The following is a 17873-nucleotide window of genomic DNA, read 5'->3' as shown; positions in this document are numbered from 1 at the left end:
GTGGACAAAGCAGTGGATTTATTTGCCCTTGTTCAAAATCAAATGGGTCTTTTTTTCCTGCTTTTTGTAAGAGTGAGCGGTATATTTACGGCGGCGCCTATTTATGGTAGTCGCAATGTGCCGATTATTGTAAAAGCAGGACTTTCCTTAATTTTAGCCTTAATTCTGCTGCCAATTTTAGGCCAGCAGACGCCGGATTTACCCAAAACGTTCTTATTATATTTTTTTCTTGTAATGACGGAATATATTGTAGGACTTATTATTGGTTTTACAGCTACTTTTGTTTTTTCAGCAATTCAAATGGCGGGGCATCTTATTGATACCCAAATTGGTTTTTCCATGGTTAATATTTTAGATCCTTTATATGGACAGCAGGTTCCCTTGATTGGCAACTTTAAATATATGCTGGCACTTCTTGTTTTTTTAGCAACTAATGGGCATCATTTGTTACTGACAGCGTTATTAGATAGTTTTCGTCTTGTTCCAGTGACGCATGTTGTTTTTTCAAAATCATTAGCTCCTTATATGGTGAATCTTGTAGCAGGTTTTTTTGCGATTGCTTTGAAAATTAGTTTGCCTGTTTTAGTTACCTTATTACTTTTAGATATTGGTATGGGAATTTTAGCTAAGACAATGCCACAGATGAATATTTTTATGGTTGGTATGCCGGCAAAAATATTAATTGGTTTATTTATGCTTTCAATGGCTTTGCCTTTTTATATTTTTTTTCTCGAGGTATTGTTTAATGGGATGCAGGCAGATATTAATAAACTTATACAATTATTTCAGGCTGGACCATAAGCACAGTTTGAATTTTGATTTGCAGCGTTTTTCTGGCGAGAAAACAGAAGATCCAACAGCAAAGCGAAAGTCTGAGTCACGTGATAAAGGTCAAGTTGCTAAAAGTATGGAATTTAATTCGGCAGTTGTTTTGTTAGCGGCCTTCTTTTCCCTAAAGTTTGTTGGCCCGTTTATGTATGAACAGCTTGCTGGTTTGATGAAAACTGTATTTACTAATTTTCCTTCTAGCGATTTTACGATTGATTCCTTTCAAGTCTTGTTTTTGGCTTATGCTCTTGTTTTTTTACAAACGGCTTTGCCGCTTATGGCTATTATTGTAATTGTTTCTGTTGCTGTTAATTATTTTCAAGTAGGGTTTATGTTTACATTAGAACCCTTAATACCAAGTTTAGATAAATTGAACCCTATATCGGGATTTTCGCGCATGTTTTCAATGCGCTCTTTAGCCGAATTAGCTAAGTCAATTTTCAAAATTTTTGTTGTAAGTTTTTTTATCTACCAATTTGCGGAAGACCAGGCTAATAATTTGCCTAAAATGATTTCTTTTGACTTAATTGCATCTTTACAGTGGATTTGTTCGCTAGGGCTTGATTTGGCATTTCGTATTGTTACAGTATTGCTTGTGTTATCAGTTGCTGACTATTATTTTCAATGGTGGCAGCATAATAAGAGTTTGAAGATGAGCAAGCAGGAAGTAAAAGAAGAGATGAAACAAGCCGAAGGCGATCCAAAAATTAAAAGTCAAATCAAACAAAAACAGCGCGCAATGGCTATGCAGCGAATGATGCAGGAAGTGCCGAGTGCCAGTGTGGTTGTAACAAATCCGACACACTTTGCTGTAGCTTTAAAATACGAGTCTGATATGCCGGCGCCGCTTGTTGTTGCCAAAGGGCAAGATTATTTGGCTTTCCGTATTAAAGAAGTTGCTCGAGAACATGGGGTTACGATTGTAGAAAATAAACCTTTGGCAAGGTCATTATATAGTTTAACGGAAATCGGTGATTTGGTCCCCGCTGAGTTATATCAGGCTGTCGCTGAAGTTTTAGCATATGTATATCGACTCAAGAAAAAGCTGTCCTAACAGAAGGAGAGAGATTATTTGGCTTCTCAATCATCTACACCTTTTCCCAAAATTACAAAATATAGTGATGTTTTTGTTGCGCTAGCGATTGTAACAATTGTTGTTATGATGATTATTCCGCTGCCAACAATGCTTCTTGACATTTTTTTGACACTGAATATTACTTTAGCTCTTACGGTTGTGATGGTTGCAGTTTATAATACAGAACCACTTGATTTTTCTGTATTTCCCTCTCTGCTGCTTATTACGACATTATTTCGCCTAGCCCTTAATGTGTCTTCAACAAGGCTGATCTTAAATAGTGGCTATGCCGGTGAAGTGATTTTGGCTTTCGGAAATTATGTTGTTGGCGGGAATGCTATTGTTGGTTTTATCATGTTTGTTATTTTAATCATTATACAGTTTATTGTTATTACTCGAGGCGCTGAACGTGTAGCGGAAGTGGCGGCTCGCTTTACTTTGGATGCTATGCCTGGTAAGCAGATGAGTATTGATGCTGATTTAAATTCTGGGCTGATTAATGATGCTGAGGCGAAGGAACGGCGGCGTAAAATTCAGCGAGAAGCTGATTTTTATGGCGCTATGGATGGTGCCAGTAAGTTTGTCAAAGGCGATGCGATTGCTGCTATTATCATTATTGTAATTAATATTGTTGGCGGTTTTGTTATTGGCATGGTTCAGTTTAATTTATCAGCCGTCCAGGCTCTGTCGCAATATACCCTTTTAACTGTCGGTGAAGGACTCGTGAATCAGATACCAGCGTTGCTTATTTCAACAGCCACTGGTATTGTTGTGACAAGGGCTGCTTCTGATCATAATCTTGGCTATGATCTAGCGACACAATTGATCAGTAATGACAGGGTCTTTTTGATTGTTGGTACAGTACTTGCTTTTTTCGCTATTGTGCCAGGTTTGCCAGGGATTCCGTTCGCTCTCTTAAGCGGTTTGTTATTTTTTACGGCTTATGCATTGAAAAATTCGCAGAAGACGATTGAAAAAGAAGAAGTTAATCAACAGGAACAGCAAGAAATGGAAGAAGTACGCAAACCCGAAAATATTGTCTCGCTATTACAAGTTGATCAAATGGAACTCGAAATTGGCTACAGTTTAATTCCACTTGTTGATGTTGGCCAAGGCGGTGATTTATTAGATCGCGTCGTCATGATTCGACGGCAATGTGCCATTGAACTGGGGCTTATTGTACCTACAATTCGAATTCGTGACAATATTCAACTAAAACCGAGCGTTTATGTCATAAAATTAAAAGGTGTAGAGATTGCTCGAGGTGAATTATTACTTGAACATTATATGGCGATGAATCCAGGAACTGTTTTTGAGGAAATACCTGGAATTCCTACGCAAGAGCCGGCTTTTGGTTTGCCCGCTATTTGGATACAGGAAGCAGACCGGGAAAAAGCCGAGCTTGCTGGCTATACTGTAGTTGATACTGTGTCAGTTTTAGCCACTCATTTGACAGAAGTCATTAAAGCGCATGCTTTTGAAATTATTGGGCGTCAAGAAGTACAGACACTAGTTGATTCGATTAAACAGAAGAATCCAGCTGTAGTAGAAGAGTTGGTGCCAAACCTTCTCGCTTATGGCGATATTCAAAAGGTTTTATCTAATCTTTTACGTGAACGAGTTTCGATTCGAGACATGGTTACAATACTGGAAACACTTGCTGACTATGCGACATTGACAAAAGATATGGAAGTTTTGACAGAGTACGTTCGTCATTCTTTGTCGCGACAAATTTGCAGCAGTTTTGTCATAAATAATACACTGACTTGTTTGACTGTTGATCCGCAGTTAGAAAGTATAATCACTAATTCGGTGCAACGGACAGAACAAGGTTCTTTTGTCGCTTTAGAGCCTCAGAAGATGCAAGAACTTATTAGTAGTCTGACTGAAGAAATTCCTAAGCTTACGAACTTGGGATATCAGCCAATTGTTTTGACAAGCCCCGGGGCTCGACTCTATTTTAGAAAATTGACGGAACGGGCTGCGCCAAATTTGGTAGTATTATCATACGCTGAGATTGATGCAAAAGTAGAAGTCCAAGCAGTAGGGATGGTGAGAGTATAATTGAAAGTGAAATCTTATACAGCCAGTTCTATGCAGGAAGCAATGGCACAGGTGAAAACAGAGTTAGGCCGTGATGCTGTTATACTTCATACTAGACGGTTTAAAAAAGGCGGTTTTTTGGGATTTTTCGCCAAAGATATGGTCGAAGTTATGGCGGCAATTGAATCAAATGCTGTAAAAACGGCAGATGTAAAACCGATTCTACCGATAAAACCCACTGAAGCGGAAAATAAGATAGTAGCAATGCAAGAAGAATTAGCTACGATGAAGAATCTTATGGAGCAAGTGCTAGATAAAGTTCCGCAAGAAGGAACAAAAGCTTCCACGGAAAATCCACTTTTTCCTTACTTGCAATTGCTTTTGAATAATGATGTAGATTTACCTATTGCCGAAGAACTGTTGAAAAACGTTCTTGTGAGTTCAACGCCATCTAAACAAGAACTGCAAATGGTAAAAAGACAGCTTTATCATAAAATCCACCAGTATTTTGCCAATATTAATGGGATCGAATTTGTGGAAAACCAGTGCAAAGTTGTAGCGCTTATTGGTCCGACTGGTGTCGGTAAAACAACGACAATTGCAAAACTAGCTGCTAATTTTGCCTTAAAGCAGGGCTATAAAGTCGCACTTGTTACGGCTGATACATATCGAATTGCCGCAGTTGACCAACTGAAAACCTATGCCGATATTATTGGCGTTCCCTTAGATATTGTGTATACACCAGAAGAACTGAAAGCGGCGATTAATCGGTATCGCGATAAAAACTTGGTTTTAGTAGATACCGCTGGAAGAAGTCCTTCGAATCAACAACATTTGGTTGAATTGCAAACACTGCTTTCGGTAGACGCTTCGATTGAAAAACATTTGGTTTTAGGAACAAATACAAAATATCGCGATGCATTAGAGATTGTAAATAAGTTTTCAGCCTGTTCGCCACAAAAATTTCTGTTCACAAAAGCCGATGAATCTACGAATATAGGAACCATTTTTAATTTGTTGTATCATTTTCCGGCAAGACTGTCTTATATTACAACAGGTCAGAATGTGCCTGATGATATTGAGTTAGCCGATCCGGCTAAATTAGCAAATCTTCTTTTAAAGGAATAGCCTATGAAAGATCAAGCAGAAAAACTGCGCCTTATGGCGAAAAACTCTTCGACAGCTTTGCCGCAGTCTCCTCGTGGCAAAATTATTAAACAACAGCAGTTGGCAAAATCCCGTGTTATTACAGTGACAAGTGGTAAAGGCGGAGTAGGCAAAACTAATTTTACAATTAATTTAGCTTTGGCTTTAGCTGCTTATCAAAAAAAGGTTTTAGTAATTGATGCCGATCTTGGTATGGCTAATATTGATATTGTTTTAGGCTGTCATGTTCCTTATACCTTAATGCATCTTCTTTCTAGCGACATGGATGTAAATGATGTTATTACGGAGGGGCCGTGTGGAATTAAATTTTTATCAGGTGGTTCTGGGATTCATGAATTAGCGAACTTGTCAAACGAAGCGCTAGAAAGGCTCGTTCGTAAAATTACTCTTTTTGATAGCTGGGCTGATATTATATTGATTGATACGGGAGCTGGCATTCATCGTAATGTTATTAATTTTGTGATGGCTGCAGATGAAGTGATTTTAATTACAACGCCGGAGCCAACGGCGATCACCGATGCGTATGCTATGGTTAAAACAATTGCCAGTCATCAAGTAACAGCACCGTTGCATTTAGTCGTGAATCGTGTTCTTGATGTTACAGAAGGACAATTTGTTTTTGATAAATTGGGTCATGTAGCTCAGAAATTTTTAAAAATTCCCCTAGCACAGTTAGGCTTTATTTATGAAGATCGCTCTATGATGGAAGCGGTGAAAAAACAAAAACCCCTTCTTTTGTCATATCCGAACTCAATCTCCTCTCAATGTATTGAAGAAATTGCTTATAAAATTACTTTAGAAGAAAAAATATTGGTGCCGAAAGGAATTCGCGGATTTTTTTCGAAGTTTTTAGATATATTGCGTTAAGTGGTTTTCATAGGGGGGATTTTTCATTAGTCATCAAATTTTACAAGTCAATCAACGGGTAGAAATTATTCTCGTGAGTGGGCGAGAAACAGAATATCATCGTAGCCGAATTGAAGAAATAGGAAAGAATCAGTTAATTTTAGCTATGCCGATGAAGCAGCAAATGCCAGTCATTCCTCTTTCAGGAACTTCTTTTTATGGCAGTATTTTAAATGAAACGGGGCGTTATCAATTTAAGAGCGTTTACCAAGACAAAAGGCTGCGTCCAATTCCTGTATGGCTTGTAACGATGCCGACAGAAATACAAAAGATACAGCAAAGATCTTTTGTCCGTTTAGATATAGGAGTATCTGTTATAGTAAAGTGGCAGAATGAAGCCGGTGAACAAAGTGAACAAATGATTACCCGCGATCTTAGCGGTGGCGGTGTTTGTTTAATTGCATCAAAACCCTTTTTATTGCAAACAGAAGTGGTTTTGACGATAGATTTAGGCGACGGCGAACTGGTTATGGCAACAGGAACGGTTATCCGTGTACAAAAGCAAGTGGCGGAACGACCAATTTTCTTGCTTGGCATCGCCTATGGCGAAATTATTGAAAAAGATAGAGGGAAAATTATTAAATTTATTTATCAAAAACAGCTGGAGCGTAAACGAAAAGGACTATAAAGAAACGGTGGGATCCAAGATGATCAGAGTACTAATTGTAGACGACTCGGCATTCATGCGCAAAATGCTGACAGACTTATTTGTTTCCCAGCCTGATTTTTCTGTAGTTGACACGGCTCGCAATGGCAAAGATGCCATTGATAAGGTAAAGCACTTAAAACCTGATCTTGTTACTTTAGATGTAGAGATGCCTGTTGTTGACGGAATAAAAGCATTAGAAGAAATCATGAAGCAAACCCCTGTTCCTGTAGTTATGATTAGCAGTTTAACTCATGATGGAGCGGAAGCCACTTTACGTGCGTTAGAACTTGGTGCAGTCGACTTTATTGCCAAAACAGCTGGGCCGATTTCGACACTTTCCGGCATTCAAAACGAAGTTGTCGAAAAATGCCGAGCTGCAGCGAAGGTAAATGTAAGCACTCTAAAGAGGAGCCCTTTTCCCGTTGCTCCTGTCGCGGTTCCGAAAAAAACACCGCTGCAACCTTTGGCTGAAGCGGTAGATGATAAAGTTGTTGCCATTGGTACATCAACAGGTGGTCCAAGAGCTTTGCAGGAAGTGCTGACAAATTTACCGGGGACGCTGCCAAGTAGTATTGTGATTGTGCAGCATATGCCTCCTGGTTTTACTAAATCTTTAGCAGAAAGATTAAATTCGCTTTCAGCTTTGACCATAAAGGAGGCAGAAAACAATGATATTTTGCGTCATGGACTCGTGCTAATTGCTCCTGGAAATTATCATATGACTTTCGAGCGAACGCAAAATAGAACCGTTGTGAAGTTAAATCAAAATCCTCCTATTGGCGGACATCGCCCAGCAGTTGATCCCATGCTGGAAAGTATTGCGAATTTATATAAACAAAAGGCAATTGGAGTTATTTTAACTGGAATGGGCCATGATGGTTCAAAAGGGATTGCTGCCATCAAACGTTTTAATGGAATTACAATTGCTGAAGACCAGACAACGGCTGTTGTTTATGGGATGCCTAAGTCAGCCGTTGAGTTGGGGGTCGTTGATCGTCTTGTACCACTTCATGCAGTTGCTAACGAGATTGTCAAGGCCGTTACAAAATAACTGGAGGTGCAACTATGGATACAAATCAATACATGGGTATGTTTTTAGAAGAGTCACGCGAACATTTGCAGACATTAAATCAAAATCTACTAGAATTAGAAAATGATCCAAGTGATTTAAGCGTTCTTGATGAAATTTTTCGTAGCGCTCATACGATCAAAGGTATGTCAGCTACAATGGGATTTACACAAATTGCTGAATTAACGCATGAAATGGAAAATGTGCTTGATTTATTGCGTAAATCTGTTTTAAATGCGAGTGAGGTTATTGTTAATACGTTATTTCGTTGCGTAGATACGCTAGAACAGCTTGTTGAAAGCGTGTCTAATAATACAGAATCTGATATTGAAATTGCTCCGCTTATTCAAAAATTACACCAAATTGCCAAAGGTGAATCTGGTGCTGGTGAAAGTGCTGCTTCACCGCAAGTTACAGCAACGGCAGCAGCAACTGCAACCTCTACAGCAAGCGGTGAGCCGCTTTCGACGATGGAATTTAGCGAATCCGAGAAAGGTGTCATTTTACAAGCCCAGCAGCAAGGGCTAGTTGCTTATGAAATACAAGTAAAGCTACGTGATGGCTGTATACTCAAGTCAGCTCGCGCCTATATGGTAATGAGCGCCTTGGAAGAAATGGGCGAAGTTTTTAAAGCGGTTCCCGCCGCTGAGGAATTAGAACGGGAAAATTTTGAACTTTCTTTCCAGGTATTTCTTGTGACTGGCAATGAAGCTGACAAGATACAACAAACTGTTTTAAATATTTCGGAAGTTGACACTGCGCAGGTTTTGGTATGTGAAATGAAAGTACCGGAAGTTAAAGCGGCTCCAGTGGCAGCCGCTACGAGTGCTAGTACTCCGCAAAATGCTGCACCAGCACCTAAAAAGCCAGCTGGTGCGCCTAAAGGAAATGATAATTCACAAAAACTCAAAAGTGGCCAGTCGGTTCGTGTCGATATTGATAAACTAGATAGTTTATTAAATTTAGTAGGCGAACTTGTTATTAATAAAACACGTCTTGAACAGATTGGAATCACTCATAAATTGACAGACCTTGTCGAAACGATTGAGCAAATGGATCGTGTAACAACAGATTTGCAGAATGTTGTTATGAAAGTCCGCATGGTGCCAGTTGGCCAAGTTTTTAATCGGTTTCCTCGTATGGTTCGCGATTTATCCCATGAGTTAAATAAAGAAATTAATTTGATTATTCAAGGGGAAGAAACAGAACTTGATCGTACTGTTATTGACGAAATTGGCGATCCCCTTGTCCATTTGCTCCGTAACTCCATTGACCATGGTATTGAGCATCCGGAGGAACGGGAAGCTCAGGGGAAAAATCCGGTAGGCGAAGTTCGTTTGATTGCCAGCCATGAGGGCAATAATGTAATTATTATGGTTGAAGACGATGGCAAGGGAATTAATCCAGAAGTGATTAAGCGTAAGGCTGTAGAAAAGGGTCTAGTTACGCAGGCTGATGTTGATAAAATGGATCCTAATGAAGCAGTTCGTATGGTTTTTTATCCTGGTTTTTCAACAGCGGAGGTACTGACAGACGTATCTGGACGCGGTGTTGGTATGGATGTTGTTAAAACGAAAATAGAGTCGCTTGGCGGTATGGTTGATGTGGAAACAAAAGTAGGCGAAGGTAGTAAGTTTAAAATTCGTTTGCCTTTGACATTAGCAATTATTCAAGCGCTTCTAGTCAATGTTAGTGAAGAAATTTATGCAATTCCGTTAGGGGCTATTGATAGTACGATTAATATTACCCATGACGACATCAAAACAGTACAAAATCAAGAAGTTATTTTACTGCGAGGCCAGATTATTCCGATTGTTCGTTTGGCGGAATCTTTAGAAGTTCCAACCAAAGAAAAAAATGAACAGGAAGAACTTTTCGTTGTTATTGTTCATTTAGGCGACCGTCGTGCAGGTATTATTGTCGATACGCTGATTGGTCAGCAGGAAATTGTTATTAAATCTTTAGGTAAATTGCTTGCAGGAATTAAAGTAATTGCTGGCGCTACTATTTTAGGGAACGGCCAAGTTGCCTTGATCTTAGATGTCGGCTCATTAATGCAATAAGGGAGGTGCAAAAAATGGCAGAACAGACGTTTACGGAAAATGAACTTCAACTTGTTGTTTTTAAATTAGGCAGAGAAGAATATGCCATTAGTATTTTGCAAGTTCAGGAGATTAAGCGCATGACCGATATCACTCGTGTACCTTATACTCCTGACTATATTCGCGGCGTGATGAATCTAAGAGGGAGTGTTCTTCCCGTTCTTGATTTGAAGCGTCGTCTGAGTCTACAAGCTGGCGAGTTTACTGATGATACACGTATTGTTATTGTAAAAATACAAGAAATTACTGTTGGCCTAATTGTTGATGCTGTATCGGAAGTTATGGCGATTTCTCATGAGAATATTGAGTCTTCCCAGTCTGTTGTTACTGACGTAGCAGCGAATTATCTAGATGGTGTTGGCAAGCTTGATAATCGTCTGCTGATCTTATTGAATTTAGAAGCGATTATTGGTATGAATCAAGAAAATGCTAAAGTAGGTTAGTGAATACGCAAGTAATGAGGTGGAAATCTTGTCTGAAGAAATTTTAAAGTTGTCAACTATGCAGCTTGATGCTTTGCGAGAAATTGGCAATGTAGGAGCTGGTAATGCCGCCACTGCCTTATCGCAGATTATTAATCGCAAAATTGACATGACTGTGCCGCAAGTTTCCATTCTTCCTCTTGGCGATGTTCCCGATGTTGTTGGCGGTCCTGATGCTATGGTAGCTGGCGTATATTTGCGTGTCTTTGGTCCGGCACCAGGCAGTATTTTGTTCTTGCTGCCACGTGATAGTGCGTTTTATCTTGTAGACATGTTGATGGGACGTGAGCAAGGCTATACAACTTCATTGAACTCCATGGATGAATCGGCTTTGATGGAAATTGGCAATATTTTAGCAGGCGCTTACCTGAATGCTTTATCCTTTTTTACAAAATTGACGCTTTTACCATCTATTCCCGCTTTGGCAATTGATATGGCTGGCGCTATTTTGAGTGTTATTTTGAGCCAAATTGGTCAAATGGGAGATCATGCCCTCGTTATTGAAACGGAATTTACGACTGAATTCGAAGGTGTAAAAGGCCACTTCTTTTTGATTCCCGATCCCGGATCCTTGAGCACGATTCTTTCGGCAATAGGGGTGAAGGAATAATGGCTGAATTGATTAAAGTCGGAATGGCTGATTATAAAATCGGTTCCAATCCAGCCAGTATTATCAGCTATGGGCTAGGTTCCTGTGTAGGAATTGCGTTATATGACCCTATTACTAAAATTGGCGGTCTTGCTCACATTATGCTTCCAGATAGTACCCAAGCTCGTTCTACAGAAAATCCAGCCAAATTTGCTGATACGGCAATTCCGCTAATGTTAGAAGAAATGATCAAAAGCGGCGCCTCTCGCAGTCGAATTACAGCGAAAATTGCCGGTGGTGCACAAATGTTTACTTTTACTAATGCGACAGACATTATGCGCGTCGGTGAACGTAACTCCGAGGCAGTAAAAGTTGTTTTGAAAAAGCTAGCAATTCGATTAGTTGCTGAAGATACTGGAGGAAATTACGGACGTACTGTAGAAATAAAACTTGATACAGGTATGTATCGAGTAAAAACAATTGATAAAGGAGAGAAGGAGCTATAGAGAGGAGTTGCAATAGTGTGAATCAATTTATTCCAGCCTTAGCACTTGCAGCAGTTGCGTCAGTTCTTACTGCTTTTTGTGCATTTTCCCAGCAAGTGCGACCTATGGCTATTTTGTTTCGATCCTCTATCTCTTTATTGTTTTTTGCTTCTCTCGGGCTGGTTCTTACCTTGTGGGTCAAACGAACTTTTAAAAGTCTTATTGCAAATAGTGAAGAAATAAAAAAAGACTTAGCTTCGAATCAAGAACCCCTTGAGAATGAAAGAGAAGAGCAGAATGTGAATTCTTCTTTTCAACCCTTATCTGCCGATAAGCTTGAGCATATATCCGAATCGAAAGGGTGATTTCGATAAGGGACGGGGGATAATGAATGACAGTTTTGAACGAAAGCAAAAATAATGAGATATTTCAATTGTGGGAAGCCTACAGTCAAGAGAAGTCGATCATTCTACGGGATAAAATTATTGAACAATATTTGCCTCTTGTAAAAATCGTTGCTGGTAGGATTGCCATTGGTTTACCTCACTATGTGGACAAGGATGATTTGCTAAGCAATGGTTTCTTTGGATTACTTGACGCGATTGAACGATATGATCAAAAGCGTGGTGTTAAATTTGAAACGTATGCTGTTGCTCGCATACGTGGCGCTATTTTAGATTCTCTGCGGGCCCAAGACTGGATTCCTACAACGTTGCGCCAAAAGGCGAAACAGTATGAACAGGCTTTGGTCCGTCTAGAGAATCGTTTAGGCCGCTCCGCTACTGATCAGGAAATTGCTAATGAACTTGCAATACCTTTAGAACAGTACTATCAGTTGCTTTCGCAGCTCAATGCAACGACTTTAATTCCTTTGGAAGATTACGCAAAGTCAGAGAGCTCTTCGGGCCTAGTGAATCCGTCACAGGCGATTGAGGATGAAGAGGTTAAAATTACTTTAGCGCAAACGATTGATAACTTACAGGAAAAAGAAAAAATCGTTTTATCTCTTTATTATTATGAAGGATTAACCCTCAAAGAAATTAGTTTAATTATGAAACTTTCGGAAGCAAGAATTTCTCAGTTGCATACCAAGGCTATTTTTCGGATGAGGGCTGCTTTGTCCCGTCTGAAGTCTAGTTTACTCTAGTCTCGGTTTGAGAGGAGGATTACAGTGTCTGAACATGAACGCATTGTAGAAGTAGTTGAAGATAAATTAAAAGACCTTAATGGGTATTATTCACTAGAAACAAGTGAAAAGGGCGTTTATTTGACGGTTCATCCTCCCCAGGGAGACGGAAAAATTGTGGCGGAAGCTGCTATTTTACAAGAGCTGGCTGCAAGAGAAATTTCGGATATAAAAGCAGGGATGATTTCTAAAACAATTGCCGATGCTACGGGGACACCTGTCAAAATTGCTGATTATAAAGCGGAAGCGGCCGAGCCGGAATATACGATACTTGTTGCGCGTGATCGCATGTCAGCCAATCTTTCCATAAAAAAACCACCACGTTGCCGTCCGATTAATTTGCAAGAAATTATGGACAAATTAGCAGCTGCGGGCATTGTTTATGGAATTGATGAGGCGGCAGTTCAGCAGGCTAATGAGCGTCCTGGCAGTACGGTGATATGTGCTAAGGGTCTTGCCGCTGTTGATGGTAAAAGTTCAGAAATAAAAGTGCTTTTTGACGATGCAAATCGTGGTCGTCCTGTTGAAAAGGACAATGGGACGGTTGATTATAAAGACCTTAATTTGTTTACCGTTGTTAATCAAGATGATGTATTAGCAGAAAAAATTCCAGCAACAAGCGGCTCACCAGGAAAAGATATTTTAGGGACGGATATTTCACCAAAACCAGGCAAGGATTTACCGCTTCCAGTTGGAAAAAATGTTCGGATCGAAGAAAATCGAATTGTTGCCGATATTGCAGGCCAAGCACTTTTGACGAATGGTAAAGTGAATGTGGTTCCAGTGATTGAAATCAAGGGTGATGTTGACTTGTCTACTGGTAACATTGACTTTATCGGTAGTGTCACAATTCGTGGGTCTGTTCAGTCTGGGTTTTCCGTAAAGGCAGCCGGCGATATAGAGGTTATGGGGGCTATTGCCGGTGGCACAGTAGAAGGCAAAAATGTATTAGTTCGAACTGGAATTCAGGGAATGAACCGTGGTTATGTAAAAGCCTTAGAAAATGTGACAGCAAAGTTCATTGAAAATGCTACAGTATTTGCTGGCGGGGAAGTTCTTGTAGCTGATGTAATTTTACATAGCAGGGTCAGTGCGGCTAAGAAAATTATTGTCGAAGGACGTAAAGGTTTAATTGCTGGCGGAACTGTGTCAGCTGGAGAGGAAATTCGCGCAAAAGTTGCTGGAACCTATATGTCTGTTAGTACAGATTTAGAAGTCGGTGTAAATCCGATGCTTAGAGAAGAACATCAGTTTCTTCGACGGGAAATGAAGAAGCTGAATGTTACCTTAGAGCAAGCACAAAAAGCTTTGACTATTTTGAAATCAGTTGATCCAGAAAAATTGTCGCCTGATAAACGGGAAATGTTGTTAAAAATGACAAAAGCGCAATTTCATTTAATGGGTCAGCAAGAAACGCATAAAAAACGTCTGGCAGAAATTGAGGCCATGTTTGATGATATGCGTTACGGCAAAATTAAGATAGCTGATACCGTATATCCAGGGGTGAAAGTTGTAGTAGGCACTTTAGTGAAACCTATAAGGGAAAACATGAAATTTGTTTCCTTTTATGAGGATGATGGGGAAATTGTGGTTGGTTCTTATCGGTAAGCTTTGATCTTAGTAGGTGGTGATAGCAATGAATGGCATTAGGCCCATGGAGATGCAAGTGTTGATTCCACGAACAACTGATGTCGGAAAAATGCAACAAATTGCGAACCAACAGCCCGCGTTAGATCAGCAGATTGTTAGCGAACAATTTAAAACTGTAACAAATCACCGCCAGCAGCAAGTACAGCAAAGCGATAAGTCGGAAGGCGGAAAAATTACACGCGATCAAGAGCGTGAACAAGAAAAAGGCCATTCCCAAAAACAGTTTTCAAAGCGTGATTCGTCGCAAGAAGAAAATGCTATGTCACTGCCCAAAACGGTGATTCCTAGCGATCCAGTACGAGGTCATACTATTGATATTAAAACTTGAGCAGGGTAATTGAGGTGTCTTTATGTTAACTACAGTAGTTGTGGCGGTCACGTTTTTGTTGGCATTAGCTTTACTAGCTTTTTCAAAACAGGATTTGCTTAAGCAACGTTTTAGCAATCAATTGGCGAAACCAGCAAATGATTTGCAAGATCAGCTAGAGCTAACTGCTGATACAGTAATTAAAAATCTAGAAGGACATATTGTTCAGCTTGAATCGCTGTTGGCAGAAGCTGATCATAAAATGGAAAAGATGGGTGAAACCATTCGTCAAAGTGAAAGTAAGTTGACTTCCATGGGCCAAGCCTTGTCTGACACAGATAAAAAAATGAATGAACTTGATGAAAAAATATCGGAAGCTAAAGTTGTTAATACTGTACTCGCTAATACTCAAAAAACTGCTCTTATGCAATTAGCTAAAGAAGATCTTTCCTTAGCGCGTGATAGAGTGGAATTACAAGAAGCGATCCCACTCTATCAGGTTCGAGAAACGGAACAAAAGCTGTCAGCACAGCCGGAGCCGCTTGAAAAAGTGGTTCCTTATGCTTTTAATCAATATCAACACCAACGAGAAACTTCTATTTCAGCGCCAGCGTCACAGGAAACGGAAGCAGTCACTTCCGATGAGACGGTAAATCAGCCCCAAGCAGTTAATTCGAGTGAACCAGATACTAGATTGGCTGATGCGCTAGCGGCGGAGCAGCATAAAGCTTCGGTCGAACAAGATATTGCTAAACTAGATCAATCCATACAACAACAACGACCTGTTGTATTGGCTATGGCGCAACAAGGTTATACTGTTACGGAAATTTCTAAGGTAACAGGTTTAGGCAAAGGTGAAATTTTATTATTTCTTGAATTGAATAAGACATCATAAATTGCTCATATTAAAAGCTAAAGAGCATTTACGATAAATTAAAATTTGTGCTTGTATCTATCGTTTATTTATGATAAAATATATTCCGGTATAATTCACACGCAATTCAATGGGGCTGGCAGTGCCATAAAGGTTCCAGTCAAAAATGCGAGTTGCGGCGGAAAATAACAGGAGGTGCTATACCATGTCAGTAATTTCAATGAAACAACTATTGGAAGCCGGTGTCCACTTTGGTCACCAAACAAGAAGATGGAACCCTAAAATGGCTACCTACATTTTTACGGAACGTAACGGTATTTATATTATCGATTTACAGAAAACCGTAAAAAAAGTTGAGGAAGCTTACAATTTTGTTCGTAACCTAGCAGGTGAAGGCAAAACGATTCTTTTTGTCGGTACGAAAAAACAAGCGCAGGAAGCTGTTAAAGAAGAAGCTGCTCGCTGCGAAATGTTTTACGTAAATGAAAGATGGTTGGGCGGTATGCTCACAAACTTCCAAACAATTCAAAAACGGATTAGCCGTTTAAAAGAATTGGAAAAAATGGAAGAAGACGGAACGTTTGATGTTCTGCCGAAGAAAGAAGTTTTAACTCTTCGTCATGAAATGGAACGTCTGCAGAAATTCTTAGGCGGCATCAAAAATATGCAGCAGCTTCCTGGCGCTTTATTTGTAATCGATCCTCGTAAAGAACGCATTGCAATTGCCGAAGCACGCAAACTGGGTATTCCTATCGTCGCTATTGTTGATACGAACTGCGATCCTGATGAAATTGACCAAGTAATTCCTGGTAATGATGATGCTATTCGTGCTGTAAAACTTCTTACAGGCAAAATGGCAGATGCAGTTTTAGAAGGCAAGCAAGGCGAACAGTTAGCTGACGCTGAATAATCGAAAATAATTTCTTAAAGGTAAGGGGACAGACGCTGTTTGTGTTCCTTACCTTTACTAATAAATAGGAGGCACATGAATGATTACAGCAGGAATGGTAAAAGACTTGCGCGAACGTACTGGTGCAGGTATGATGGATTGTAAAAAAGCTTTGGCTGCAACTGATGGTGATATGGATAAAGCAGTTGACTTTTTACGTGAAAAAGGTTTAGCAGCCGCTGCGAAAAAAGCTGGACGAATTGCTGCAGAAGGCGTCGTAGAATCTTATATTCACGGCGGCGGACGCATCGGCGTTATGCTTGAATTGAACTGTGAAACTGATTTTGTTGCTAAAACCGATGATTTTAAAGAACTGGCTAAAGACGTAGCTATGCAGATTGCTGCTGCCAATCCTCTCTATGTGCGTCGTGAAGAAGTTCCGGCCGATTTAGTAGAACATGAAAAAGAAGTTCTGAAAGCACAGGCTTTAAATGAAGGAAAACCGGCTAATATTGTAGAAAAAATGATTACAGGCCGTGTTGAAAAATTCTATAAAGAAATCTGCCTGATGGAACAAACTTACATAAAGAATCCTGATGTAACAATCACGCAGTTGATCAATGAAAAAATCAGTAAAATCGGTGAAAATATTTCGATACGCCGTTTTTGCCGCTTCCAGCTTGGCGAAGGTTTAGAAAAAAAATCAAATGATTTTGCTGCTGAAGTACAAGCTGCTGTAAAGCAATAAGAACAAAGAGAACACGTTTGTGTTCTCTTCTTTACTACAAGAAGAGAGATTTGAGATGAAAGGCGGAGGGTTTTTTTTGGAACAATCGAAATATAAACGGGTTGTTTTGAAACTAAGCGGCGAAGCAATGGCGGGGAATATAGGATACGGCATTGATCCTGTGACAGTTGATAGCATAGCAAAGGAAATTCGACAAATTCGCGATACTGGTGTAGAAGTAGCACTTGTTGTTGGTGGCGGTAATATTTGGCGCGGACTTGCTGGTAGTGCCAAAGGCATGGATCGGGCAACAGCTGATTATATGGGCATGTTAGCTACGGTTATGAATTCATTGGCTTTGCAAGATGCTTTAGAACAGTGCGGTGTTGATACGCGTGTACAGACAGCAATTGAGATGCGTCAAGTTGCTGAACCTTATATTCGCCGTAAAGCAATTCGTCATTTGGAAAAAGGCCGTGTTGTTATTTTTGCTGCTGGAACGGGAAATCCTTACTTTTCGACCGATACGACAGCGGCATTGCGTGCTGCTGAGATTGAAGCAGATGTTATTTTAATGGCTAAGAAAAATGCTGATGGGGTTTATGACTGTGATCCTCGCCATAATCCCGATGCAAAGAAGTTTAAAGAACTAGAATATATTGAAGTATTGCAACGCGGCTTAGCTGTTATGGACTCTACAGCCACGTCTTTATGTATGGATAATGAAATTCCAATGGTTGTTTTTAGTATTGATGAGCCAGGCAATATATTGCAGGCTGTACTTGGTAAAGACATTGGAACAATTGTGGGAGGTAATAAAATTGACCACTAAAGAGGTTTATACT

At 39.9% G+C, this 17873-nt stretch carries 19 protein-coding genes; all 19 read left to right on the top strand.

What is annotated here, in order from left to right:
- The first annotated feature begins 12 nt into the window (after positions 1-12).
- Positions 13-801 carry a flagellar biosynthetic protein FliR gene (fliR, locus tag AC0NJP_RS03815; protein WP_474038685.1) on the top strand — a complete coding sequence of 263 codons (789 nt, stop codon included), beginning with the start codon at positions 13-15 and terminating at the stop codon, positions 799-801.
- The gene (gene flhB / locus AC0NJP_RS03810; RefSeq protein ID WP_474038684.1) at positions 746-1882 is read left to right on the top strand and encodes a flagellar biosynthesis protein FlhB; all 1137 of its coding nucleotides are present in this window, start codon (positions 746-748) and stop codon (positions 1880-1882) included. The genes fliR and flhB overlap by 56 nt, the downstream gene beginning before the upstream one ends.
- Positions 1883-1900: 18 nt before the next feature.
- Entirely contained in the window at positions 1901-3967 is a 2067-nt protein-coding gene (gene flhA, locus AC0NJP_RS03805) for a flagellar biosynthesis protein FlhA (protein WP_474038683.1), read from the top strand.
- 6 nt (positions 3968-3973) lie between these two features.
- Positions 3974-5074, top strand: a complete 1101-nt coding sequence (gene flhF, locus AC0NJP_RS03800) for a flagellar biosynthesis protein FlhF (RefSeq protein WP_474038682.1) — start codon at positions 3974-3976, stop codon at positions 5072-5074.
- Between the two features lie 3 nt (positions 5075-5077).
- On the top strand, positions 5078-5980 hold the full coding sequence (locus AC0NJP_RS03795) for a MinD/ParA family protein (protein ID WP_474038681.1): 903 nt from the start codon (positions 5078-5080) through the stop codon (positions 5978-5980).
- A 25-nt stretch (positions 5981-6005) separates the two neighbouring features.
- Complete coding sequence (locus AC0NJP_RS03790; RefSeq protein ID WP_474038753.1) at positions 6006-6647, top strand: flagellar brake protein; 642 nt, start codon at positions 6006-6008, stop codon at positions 6645-6647.
- A 19-nt stretch (positions 6648-6666) separates the two neighbouring features.
- Positions 6667-7719, top strand: a complete 1053-nt coding sequence (locus AC0NJP_RS03785) for a protein-glutamate methylesterase/protein-glutamine glutaminase (RefSeq protein WP_474698812.1) — start codon at positions 6667-6669, stop codon at positions 7717-7719.
- Positions 7720-7733: 14 nt separating this feature from the next.
- Entirely contained in the window at positions 7734-9800 is a 2067-nt protein-coding gene (locus tag AC0NJP_RS03780) for a chemotaxis protein CheA (RefSeq protein WP_474038679.1), read from the top strand.
- A gap of 14 nt (positions 9801-9814) precedes the next feature.
- Positions 9815-10282, top strand: coding sequence for a chemotaxis protein CheW (locus AC0NJP_RS03775; protein WP_474038678.1), 468 nt, complete (start codon positions 9815-9817; stop codon positions 10280-10282).
- Between the two features lie 28 nt (positions 10283-10310).
- A complete protein-coding gene (locus AC0NJP_RS03770) occupies positions 10311-10931 on the top strand; it encodes a chemotaxis protein CheC (protein ID WP_474038677.1) in 621 nt (206 codons plus the stop codon).
- Positions 10931-11416, top strand: coding sequence for a chemotaxis protein CheD (locus AC0NJP_RS03765; RefSeq protein WP_474038676.1), 486 nt, complete (start codon positions 10931-10933; stop codon positions 11414-11416). The genes AC0NJP_RS03770 and AC0NJP_RS03765 overlap by 1 nt, the downstream gene beginning before the upstream one ends.
- A 17-nt stretch (positions 11417-11433) precedes the next feature.
- Positions 11434-11760, top strand: a complete 327-nt coding sequence (locus AC0NJP_RS03760; protein ID WP_474038675.1) for a hypothetical protein — start codon at positions 11434-11436, stop codon at positions 11758-11760.
- 26 nt (positions 11761-11786) lie between these two features.
- Positions 11787-12542 (top strand): FliA/WhiG family RNA polymerase sigma factor, encoded by a 756-nt coding sequence (locus AC0NJP_RS03755; protein WP_474698811.1) that lies wholly within the window; start codon positions 11787-11789, stop codon positions 12540-12542.
- 24 nt (positions 12543-12566) lie between these two features.
- Positions 12567-14189 (top strand): DUF342 domain-containing protein, encoded by a 1623-nt coding sequence (locus tag AC0NJP_RS03750; RefSeq protein WP_474698810.1) that lies wholly within the window; start codon positions 12567-12569, stop codon positions 14187-14189.
- Between the two features lie 28 nt (positions 14190-14217).
- Positions 14218-14559, top strand: a complete 342-nt coding sequence (locus AC0NJP_RS03745) for a hypothetical protein (RefSeq protein WP_474038672.1) — start codon at positions 14218-14220, stop codon at positions 14557-14559.
- A gap of 22 nt (positions 14560-14581) precedes the next feature.
- Entirely contained in the window at positions 14582-15433 is an 852-nt protein-coding gene (locus AC0NJP_RS03740) for a DUF6115 domain-containing protein (RefSeq protein ID WP_474698809.1), read from the top strand.
- Between the two features lie 184 nt (positions 15434-15617).
- Positions 15618-16322 (top strand): 30S ribosomal protein S2, encoded by a 705-nt coding sequence (gene rpsB / locus AC0NJP_RS03735; protein WP_474038670.1) that lies wholly within the window; start codon positions 15618-15620, stop codon positions 16320-16322.
- A gap of 79 nt (positions 16323-16401) precedes the next feature.
- Positions 16402-17049 carry a translation elongation factor Ts gene (gene tsf / locus AC0NJP_RS03730; protein WP_474698808.1) on the top strand — a complete coding sequence of 216 codons (648 nt, stop codon included), beginning with the start codon at positions 16402-16404 and terminating at the stop codon, positions 17047-17049.
- Between the two features lie 76 nt (positions 17050-17125).
- Entirely contained in the window at positions 17126-17860 is a 735-nt protein-coding gene (gene pyrH / locus AC0NJP_RS03725) for a UMP kinase (protein ID WP_474038668.1), read from the top strand.
- Positions 17861-17873 lie beyond the last annotated feature (13 nt).

The organism is Pelorhabdus sp. sgz311002 (assembly GCF_056134285.1).
The sequence above is the reverse complement of the archived record's forward strand: the minus strand, read 5'-3'. Positions and strand labels throughout refer to the sequence as shown.

Bases quoted from the DNA above. Each gene is read 5' to 3' on its own strand.
- AC0NJP_RS03765 (WP_474038676.1), top strand. From the start codon at position 10,931: ATGGCTGAATTGATTAAAGTCGGAATGGCTGATTATAAAATCGGTTCC.
- AC0NJP_RS03795 (WP_474038681.1), top strand. From the start codon at position 5,078: ATGAAAGATCAAGCAGAAAAACTGCGCCTTATGGCGAAAAACTCTTCG.
- rpsB (WP_474038670.1), top strand. From the start codon at position 15,618: ATGTCAGTAATTTCAATGAAACAACTATTGGAAGCCGGTGTCCACTTT.
- AC0NJP_RS03780 (WP_474038679.1), top strand. From the start codon at position 7,734: ATGGATACAAATCAATACATGGGTATGTTTTTAGAAGAGTCACGCGAA.
- AC0NJP_RS03745 (WP_474038672.1), top strand. From the start codon at position 14,218: ATGAATGGCATTAGGCCCATGGAGATGCAAGTGTTGATTCCACGAACA.
- AC0NJP_RS03775 (WP_474038678.1), top strand. From the start codon at position 9,815: ATGGCAGAACAGACGTTTACGGAAAATGAACTTCAACTTGTTGTTTTT.
- tsf (WP_474698808.1), top strand. From the start codon at position 16,402: ATGATTACAGCAGGAATGGTAAAAGACTTGCGCGAACGTACTGGTGCA.
- flhB (WP_474038684.1), top strand. From the start codon at position 746: ATGGGATGCAGGCAGATATTAATAAACTTATACAATTATTTCAGGCTG.
- AC0NJP_RS03755 (WP_474698811.1), top strand. From the start codon at position 11,787: ATGACAGTTTTGAACGAAAGCAAAAATAATGAGATATTTCAATTGTGG.
- AC0NJP_RS03740 (WP_474698809.1), top strand. From the start codon at position 14,582: ATGTTAACTACAGTAGTTGTGGCGGTCACGTTTTTGTTGGCATTAGCT.
- AC0NJP_RS03785 (WP_474698812.1), top strand. From the start codon at position 6,667: ATGATCAGAGTACTAATTGTAGACGACTCGGCATTCATGCGCAAAATG.